Origin of the sequence: Streptomyces zingiberis (genome assembly GCF_012034935.1) — a bacterium.
GTDB classification, from domain to species: domain Bacteria; phylum Actinomycetota; class Actinomycetes; order Streptomycetales; family Streptomycetaceae; genus Streptomyces; species Streptomyces zingiberis.
This window is the reverse complement of sequence record NZ_JAATEN010000046.1, coordinates 1-1,965: the sequence shown is the minus strand read 5'-3', so window position 1 is coordinate 1,965 and position 1,965 is coordinate 1. Positions and strand designations below refer to the sequence as shown.

General features: G+C 73.3%; 1 protein-coding gene. It reads right to left on the bottom strand.

Annotation, left to right across the window (positions count from 1 at the left end; translation table 11 throughout):
- On the bottom strand, window positions 1-1,965 hold a 1,965-nt coding region (locus tag HCK00_RS26590; protein WP_168104599.1), incomplete at both ends, for an AMP-binding protein.

Sequence of the window (1,965 nt, the reverse complement as noted above, 5' to 3'; positions counted from 1 at the left end):
CGCCTCCCGGCCATGGCTCTCGACATCCACCAGCACACCCGTGCCACCGTCCGCCCGCCGGCGGGCGACCGCGCCCGCAAGCGCGGCCAGCAGCACATCGTGCACCCCGCAGTGGAAGGCCGCCGGCACCCGGTTGACCAGGGCGGCCGCCGATTCGGCCGGAACCGTCCACGTCCGGCGGCGCAGGGTCGCGGCGGTGTCCCTCACCGGGTCGAGCGCGTGGTCCGTCAGCGGCGGCCCGGCGTCGCGGAGCAGGGTGGTCCAGGCGTCGAGTTCGGCGGTGCGTTCCTGGGAGGTGGCCTGATCGGCCAGGGTCCGGGCCCAGACGCGGAACGGTGTCCCCACCGGGTCGAGCCCGGGCGCCCGGCCCGCCACCGCGGACTCATAGGCGGCCCGCAGGTCCGGCAGCACAATCCGCCAGGACACCCCGTCCACCACCAGGTGATGCACCACCAGGGCCAACCGGCCCACACGCCCCGGGCCCGCGTCCACCCACACCACCCGGAACACCACCCCTGCGGAAGGATCCAGCCGCACCGCCGCCTCCCGCGCCGCACCGGCCGCGAGACCATCGAGGGTCTCGGTGGCGGCCGCGGCGGCGTCGACGCGGGTGACCAGCGCCGAGGCATCCACCGAACCCGGTTCGCCGACGGCCAGCCTCCCGTCCTCCACCGCTCCGGTCACCCGGACCCGCAGCATGTCGTGGGTGCCGAGCAGCGCGTCGACGGCCGTGACCAGCGCACCCTGGTCCAGCCCGGGCGGAGCACCGACGACCGACCACTGAGCCAGCCCCGGACGGACCGCGAACCCACCCAGCTCCCGCATCACCGGCGTCCACGGCACCTCACCCGTACCACCACCCGGCGCCCGCACCTCCCCACCCACAGGCCGCGCCACCACGGCCAAACCGGCCGCAGTCTCCCGCTCGAACACATCCTGCGCCGTGAAGAACAAACCCACCCGGCGCCCCCGCGCGGCCAACTGCATCGACATGATCGAATCCCCGCCCAGAGCGAAGAAACTCTCCTCCACCCCGACCCGCTCCACACCCAGCACCTCAGCGAACAACTCACACAGAGCACACTCCGCCTCCGACGACGGCCCCCGCCCGGCAACCGACCCGGTCGCCTCCGGCGCCGGCAACACACCCCGGTCCACCTTCCCGTTCCCCGTCACCGGCAGCACGTCCAGTGACAGGACGACCGCCGGGACCATGTACTCAGGCAGGACGGAGGCCGCGTACTCCCGGATCTTCTGCGCGTCGACCCCCTCGGACCCCTCGGGAACGACGTAACCGACAAGGCGGCGTTCCTCCCCCGGCCCGTCGTCCCGCGCCACCACCACCGCCTGCGCCACACCCGGATAACCGGTCAGCACCGCCTCGACCTCGCCCGGCTCCACCCGGTAACCGCGCACCTTCACCTGCGCGTCGGCCCGCCCGGCGAACAGGAGTGCGCCGTCCTCCGTCCATCGCACCAGATCACCCGTGCGATACATCCGCTCCCCCGGAACGAACGGGGACGCCACGAACCGCTCCGCCGTCAACCCCGGCTGCCCCAGATAACCCCGCGCCAGACCCACACCGGCGAGATACAACTCCCCGTCCACCCCCGGCGGAACCGGCTGCAAGAACACATCCAGCACATACACCCGCCGCCCCGGCAACGGACCACCGATCGGCAACCTGTCCCCCAGCGGCTCACCGGGGGACAGCGTGTGCCACGTGGCGCACAGCGTCCCCTCCGTCGGCCCGTACAAATGCCGGACCGACACCTCCGGACACGCCCCCCGAACTCTGGCCACCGCGTCCACCGGCACCACGTCCCCGCCGGTCAGCACCTCACGCAGCCCGGCGAAACACTCCGGGGACTCCCCCGCGAGCACCCGGAAGGATCCCGCGGTCAGATGGGCCGCCGTCAGTCCGTCCTCGGTGACACCCCTGCGCAGCCGCGCCGCGTCGACAGG